This window comes from Diplocloster hominis (assembly GCF_032380655.1).
Lineage (GTDB): Bacteria > Bacillota > Clostridia > Lachnospirales > Lachnospiraceae > Diplocloster > Diplocloster hominis.
Genome location: NZ_JAWDIY010000072.1, coordinates 1 through 6,899, shown reverse-complemented (window position 1 = coordinate 6,899; position 6,899 = coordinate 1). Strand labels below are relative to the sequence as shown.

The window sequence follows — 6,899 nt, the reverse complement described above, 5'->3', positions numbered from 1 at the left end:
AAAAATATCTTGTAATATACTCATAAGACTATTATGCAGGAAACCGACACAAAAAGAAACCCCTAATTCCCCCATGAATGGGGGCTAGGGGGTTGAAGTGTCGAAGACACTTTTTCATTTTAATTATTCTCCAATACTTTGATATTTCCGCTGGTGGATTCCAGGGTAATCATGAGATCTGAGGTTTGGTTCCGTGTGCCCGAAGCCTTGTTACCTTTTTTGTTATATTGCAGCTGGTCATCAAAGAAGGTTTTGATATCTCCGCTGGTAGTGGCGGCCTCCAGAGTAAAGGCTGTATGATCCGGTATCTGCAGCTTAACATTGCCGCTTGTGGACACAGCATATATGTTTGAGGTTATTTCGTCAAACTGGAGCGAGACATTTCCGGAAACGGATTGAAAATCCCCCCCTCCGACTGCTCCCATGACTTTGATATCGCCGCTGGCACAGCCCAAATCCAAAATACCCTGCGTATTTTCCAGTTTAATATTTCCGGATGCCGTATCGGCTTCGGTGTCTCCTGTGCCGTCCAGAACAGTAATATTTCCGCTGGCGGTGGACAAATCCCTGCCGCCTTTTGCCAGATTCAGGCTGATATTCCCACTGGCGGTTCCTGCGTGAATGGATGGGGCATGTATTTCATTCATACGGATATCCCCGCTGGCTGTGTCCGCCGAAAATACGGACAGATTCAGCACTTCATCCGATTTTATATTGCCGCTGGCGCTGGATACCTTTACGCTGCCCGCATAGGATTTTGGCAGGTAGATTTCTTCCCGGCAATTCTTCGTCCCAAAATTAAACAGGGAAAAATATTTCTTCTTGCCCTCGATCACCACTTTTCCATCTTTTTCATATCCTGTGGAAAAGTCATTTTCTTTGGGTTTGAAACTCATATATTCTTTGAGCACCAGTTCCTGCGTATCTCCGATATAAAATACTACATCCTCCGAGCGATAATTTATGATTATTTCCTCTGCCTGGCTCACATCAAATGACAGTGTGTTCTCCAGGTTCATTTTACCCCCCAGATTCTCATAATTCATGCCGCCGTTGCCGATTATATAAAACATGATGCCCAGCGCCGCCACAAAGAGTACGGCAAAGCAGACAACCAGGCCTTTCATCATTTTCTTCATCATTTTCTTCATCATTTCACTCCTTCGCTTCCTTCAACCGGAACATCAGGATAATCACAGCCTGGGCGCAAAGGGCTGCCAGGAAAATAATCCAGGTAGCATACCAGGCAAAGGTCATGAAGCTGATGAAAAAGTAGAGTACCAGGGTCAGCGTCCAAAGCACGGCGCTGACTGCATTCCGGATCGATTTGTTCCGCTTTGAGTTGAACTGCCACTCTTTAAAATCTTCCACTATGGTGTCTTCTGTCTTTTTATAAGAACCATAAAGACTGCTGCTGTAGACCAGCATACAGGTGGGTACGATATCGATAATGATCATCAGCATAAAACCGATCAGAGATAAATCCGCATTTACCGGTATCATGGAATCAATAATGGTAAACAAAAGCAGTACCACGAAGGATAGTATGTATAATCCCGTAGCAACGGTTTTCGTCAGCGCCATCTTTTTCCTCAATTCAATCCTAGTCTCCAAATCCATTCCTACCTCCTCATGCAGAGAATCAAACAGCTCTTCCACATTTCCAATTGAACTCACTACCATATCATAGGCGTCTTCTTCAGAAGTCCCCGAATGGATCAGATCCTCATATCGATCCTGTGAGTTTGACAACAGTTCCTCTTTTAACTCCAGAGCTTTCCTGGTTTTTGGCGCTTTTTTGAATACATCGTCCAGATAGTTTTTCAGATTTTCGTTCATGTTGATATCCTCCATTTATTGCAGCAATTTGTCAATCATTGCTTTGGCACTCTCCCAGTCCCGCTTCTGTTCCTCGTAGGCCTCCCGGCCCTTATCCGTGATCGAATAGTACCTTCGTCTGGCTCCGGTCCCTTCGTTACCCCAGTAGGAAACGATGTATTCCGCCTGCTCCAGTCTGCGAAACGCAGAATAAAGAGTGGCTTCTTTTAGTTCATACGTATGATTCGTCGTTTCCATAATATCCTTATTGATCTGGTATCCATAACTGTCCTGCTTGATCAGGTGTGCCAAAATAATGGTTTCTGTGTGTCCACGGATAATATCCGATGTTATCGACATAGGCTGACCTCCTTTATCTGAGATACATTATATCTCTATATACCTCATCTGTCAAGGTATATTATTTCGCAAAGTATATCGCATTACTACTACTCACGCTGTGCGGGAGAGGACTGGCACCTTTCGTCAGCAGAGCCGGGCCTTCCGGCAACTGTGCCTGCATTCCAAAGTAAGTATTCTGGAACGAAAAAAACGCCGCCAAATACCTTTTAAAAGGGAATGGCGGCGTTCTGCTTTTCCTTTTCCCACGAAAGTGCGGCCCGTTAACACCCGTCACTTTCGTGGGAACTCTTTTTCAATTCAAGTCTTTTTGCTTCTCTTTCTATATACCAGCAGCCCGGCACAGCCCAGCAGGGCCGCAAACATCAGTGTCAGCCACGGCCAAACCAATGCGCTGTCCCCGGTCGGCGGGCTTCCTATGCTCTCCCCGGCCGGCGGGTCCGCTGTGTCGTCTGTCTGCGGCGGCACATTCCCGTTGATGATGACGTCCACGGTGAACAGCACTTTGTTTACCTCATAAGTAGCCGTGGCGCGCCCCGGTTTCAGGGCCTTCACATGATAATCGTCCCCGTTCCCTGTGATCGAGAGCAGGTTTTCGTCGAAGCTCCACGTGCCGCCGGCGGGCTCGGGTGTCCATACGACGGTTTGGTCTACGTACATGGCGTACTCGCGGGGCAGGCCGGTGATGATCGGCTCGTCCTCGCTCACCTGCACCACGCCAAAGGGCGACAAGCTGTTGAACGTGCCCTTCACTGCTCCGTTTTCCACCGTCAGGGACCGGCTCTCCAGCACCTTATTCCGGCAGTGCAGCACCAGGAGGGTTTTCCCATCGAAGGCCGCGCCCACAGGAATGGCCACCTCCAGGGTGCCTGTATATTTCCCGGCGGACAGCCCGATGTCATACAGCGCCAGCAGTTCGCCCGCGGCCTGCCGGGCACGGATGCCCTCGCACACCCCGCATTCACCAGCAGGGTGCAGGCCGCCGTCCCCCACCAGCAGGGCCGCGTCGGCGCTGAAGTACCCGCTGACGCTCACACCCGTGGCCGGGTCGGTGAGGGTACGGTAGGTATAGACCGGTCCCGTGGGGGGCAGCGTTTCGATCTGCGTCACATAACCGCACACCGTGCACTGCTTATGCCGCAGGCCCGCCTGTGTTTCCGTAGCCGCTTGGTCCAGCACCCAATCGCCGGGGGTGTGGGCCGCTTCGTCCGCCCGGGCCCCGTCTCCCGCCTTGCACTCATGCCAGTGCTCTACGGCGTCGAAGCTCCAGTTATCCCTGTAATCATGGACATGGGGAGGCACGGTGGGCGCAAAGCTGGCTTCGATGGTATGGTTTTCCCGTACGTCCCCAAAACTATAGGTATCGCCCGTCAGCGTCACAGGCACACCATCCGCCAGCACCTCTTTTACCTGATATCCCTTATCCGGCGTGACCGTAAAGCTCTGATCGTCACCCTCCGTCACCGTCACGTCGCCCGCGGGCGTAATACTGCCTCCCAGTCCCGCCGCTGCGGTGATGATATAGGTTGCCGGGGGCACTGGTTCAAAGCCGGCGGTCAGGGCCACGTCACCTGCGGGCATCGTAAAGTCCAGGGTGCGCGCAGCCTTTTCTTCCTCCGTGAGGGTGAGGCCCGCCGCTGTCCAGCCTGTGAACAGGCAGCCTGGTTCAGGTTCGGCCGTCACGGTCAACGCTTCGCCCTGCCCGTACCGGCCCGGGGCCGCGCCGGAGACGCTGCCCCCCGCACTGCCCTCCACCGTCAGCACATAGAGGGCCCGCACGGCCACAGTGCCTTCCTGGTCGCTGGGCGTGGCCGTGGTTTTCTTGTCGTCCAGCGTCATGCCGCCCGCTGCGTAAAGCTCGTAATCATCCGCCAGGGCGGTGTCCAGCGCCACAGGAATGTCGCGCGTGTTGCCCGTGGCTTCCCGCACCGTCAGCCTGGCCGCCGCGTCCGTGAAAGTGACGCGGCCTCTGACTCTGATGGCCTCGTACCCTGCCCTGGTGGCGGTAGCTTTCAGGCTGCCGCCCAGAGTGATCTCATCGGCATTGCTGACGCAGATGCTGCCCGAGGTGTCCAGAGATGCCCCCGCCGCCACGTATAAGTTTTTTTCCCCTTGCTTTCCAAGGTTAAAGAACACGCCTATCCCGTCATCCCCGCGGCCCCTGCCGCCGATAGCGGTCACGTCGCCCGTCAGCACGGTGAGCGGTGAAGCGTTAATCACAATACCCCCGGTGTACGTCTCACGCGCTCCGCCCTGATCGCCGTCGCCGCCCCGAGCGGTCAGGCTGCCGCGCACCGTCAGGCTGTCCGCCCGGATGCCCGCGCCGCTCGTCTTTGCCGAGTCGCCTCCGCGAAGGACGACGCTGTTTTTCGCTGTGATCTCCACCGTAGCGTGGGATGCATATATGCCAGCGCCGCCCGCCACGTTATGATCGGAGCCCGTCAGCGCCACGTTGTCCAGCCCCAGCGTCAGGGTATGGCGTTGAGGGTCCATAATCCAAGAATTCAGCGAACCGTAGGAGGCCTGCATGGCCAGGCCAATGATGTTCAGTTCCATATCCCCGGGGTTCTCTACCCGGAGATCCCCTTTGGTGTTAATCGGGCGGCTGAGCCCCGGGCCTTGCAGGGTGAGGGTGTCCACACCCGCCGGGATGTACAGCGTGCCCGCCGCTCCCTCCGCCACGTCCAGGGCCATGCCGCTGTGCAGGACGATGGGCACGGCGGTCTCTCCGTTGGAATAAGCGGCTTTCCCACCGGTTTCGGCGTTCCACACCTGCTTCACGGCCACCGTCACAGTGCCCCGGACGTCGCTGGTAGCGGCCTCGGTTTTTACACCGTTCAGGACCGCGCCTCCGCTGGCCAGCAGCTCCCAGCTCCCCGACAGGCCGGCGTCCAGCGCCACGGGGATGACACCCGTGCAGTCTTTGAATTCCTGTACGGCCAGGATGGCCGCCTGATGGGTGAATGTGACGGCGCCCTCCACGGCCTGGCCCCCGGCACTGCCCGCCACTGCCGTCAGGCTGCCCCCCAGGGCAATGCCTTCTGCGGCGGCCACGCCGGCGGTCTCCAGGGAGGCCCCCGCCTCCACCGTCAGCTGCCCGCAGCGCACACGCGCGCCCCGGGCCGTCACGCTGCCCGATGCAACGGTGAGCGTTTCCTTCGCCGACATGGCCGCGCCGCTTTGCGCCGCTGCGCCAAAGCTGCCGTGCAGCAAAAGGCTGCCCGCCGACACGCCGTCCCCCTGACCGCTCCCCGACAGGGAGACGCTGCCCTGGGCCGTAAGACGCACCTCTGCCTGGGGCGCTGCCACAGCACTTAGGCCCGTAAGGGATACGTCCGTCAGCTCCAACGTCAGCACATGGCTTTGGCTGCCGGACAGGAAGGCGGCGCCGTCCGGCGCCCGCATGGCAAGGCCCCGGATGGACAGCGCCGTATCGGCCGGGTTTTCCAGACGTATGCTGCCCTTGGTGGTGACAGCGGTATCCAGCCCCAGGCCGGAAAGGGTGAGGCTGCCCACACCCCGGGGAACGGTAAGCGTGCCCGCCGCGCCCTCCAGCACCATCAGCCTCATTCCGTCTGTTACCGTGATGGGCGTGGTGGTCTTGCCGTCGAAGAAGGCCGCCTTACCGCCGGCTCCCGCGTTCCACATCTGCTTGCCGCCCGCCATCACGCTGCCCCGGACACTGCTGGTGAATGCATATCCGTTCTCCAGCTTCATGCCGCCGGAGGCGTACAGCCGGTAATCTTCCTCCATCTCCGGGGCCAATGCCACCGGGAAGCTATGGCTATTGGATTCCTGCGTCGTGAGTGTGGCTCCCTCGCTTACAAAGGTAACCTTTGCTCCGTCGGGCAGATAGATAGCTTGGCCGCCGGCATGGGTGGAGACCGCCGTCAGTCCGCCGCCAATGGAAAAGGTTCTGGAGTTCTTGCAGTAGAGACCGATGTCCCCCGTAGCAGTGAGGGAGGCATCCTTCGCCACACTCACGTTTGCACCTACGTAAACAGCGATCCCAAGGACGGGGGATGAGCTGTCCTTGTGGGACGTGGCCGTCACTTTGCCCGCCTCCACTCGTAAAGAGCTCGCGTAGATGGCCGAACCGCCCGGGGAGGTGACGGCAAGTTCACCGCCATTAAAATCAATCATGCCCGCATGGATGCCGTTGCCGCGGGAACCGCCCCCCGTCAGAGTGACGCTGTTTCTGGCAGTCAGCGAGAGGGTGCCGTTCGGAAATTTAGCGCACTCGCTGCCGGTCATGTCGTTGACGCCGGCGCCGCCCGTAAGGGAGACGTCGTCCAGCACCAGCTCGAAATCCAGGCCGCCGGGGTTACTGCCCGAGGCGGTAAGAAACGGGGTCCCGTTCAGCGCCTTCATGGAAAGGCCGGTGACAGTGAGGGTGATACCGCCTGAGCGTTCCACCGCGACGCAGCCCTTGGAGTAGATGGGGGATTGGAGGCCCGGCCCCTGCAGGGTGAAGCTGGTGAACGTATGCGGGATGGTAAGTGTGCCGCCGGCCCCCTCTTCCACCTCCAGCGTCATACCGTCGGTGAGAGTCAGAGCGTGGCGCGTGCCCCCTCCGTCGCTGTAGTAGGCCTTGCCGCCAAACTCGCTGTTCCACACCTGGTAGGCCTTGCCCACAAACACCGTGCCTGCGGCTTCGGAAAAGGAGGCCTGGATACGCCTGACATCCAGGGCAGCGCCGCCCCGGGCTTCCAGGCGGTAAT

4 protein-coding genes are annotated in these 6,899 nt (G+C 57.8%); all 4 read right to left on the bottom strand.

Translation table 11 applies throughout. The features are described 5' to 3' along the window. Nucleotides 1-119: 119 nt before the first annotated feature. The gene (locus tag ABC831_RS26185; RefSeq protein WP_343251025.1) at nt 120-1,151 is read right to left on the bottom strand and encodes a DUF4097 family beta strand repeat-containing protein; all 1,032 of its coding nucleotides are present in this window, start codon (nt 1,149-1,151) and stop codon (nt 120-122) included. Between the two features lie 4 nt (nt 1,152-1,155). Then, nucleotides 1,156-1,839: a permease prefix domain 1-containing protein gene (locus tag ABC831_RS26180; RefSeq protein ID WP_343251024.1), complete on the bottom strand. Its 684-nt coding sequence runs from the start codon at nt 1,837-1,839 to the stop codon at nt 1,156-1,158. Nucleotides 1,840-1,854: 15 nt separating this feature from the next. Further along, on the bottom strand, nt 1,855-2,178 hold the full coding sequence (locus ABC831_RS26175; protein ID WP_343251023.1) for a PadR family transcriptional regulator: 324 nt from the start codon (nt 2,176-2,178) through the stop codon (nt 1,855-1,857). Nucleotides 2,179-2,478: 300 nt separating this feature from the next. Further along, nucleotides 2,479-6,714: an InlB B-repeat-containing protein gene (locus ABC831_RS26170; protein WP_343251022.1), complete on the bottom strand. Its 4,236-nt coding sequence runs from the start codon at nt 6,712-6,714 to the stop codon at nt 2,479-2,481. Nucleotides 6,715-6,899 lie beyond the last annotated feature (185 nt).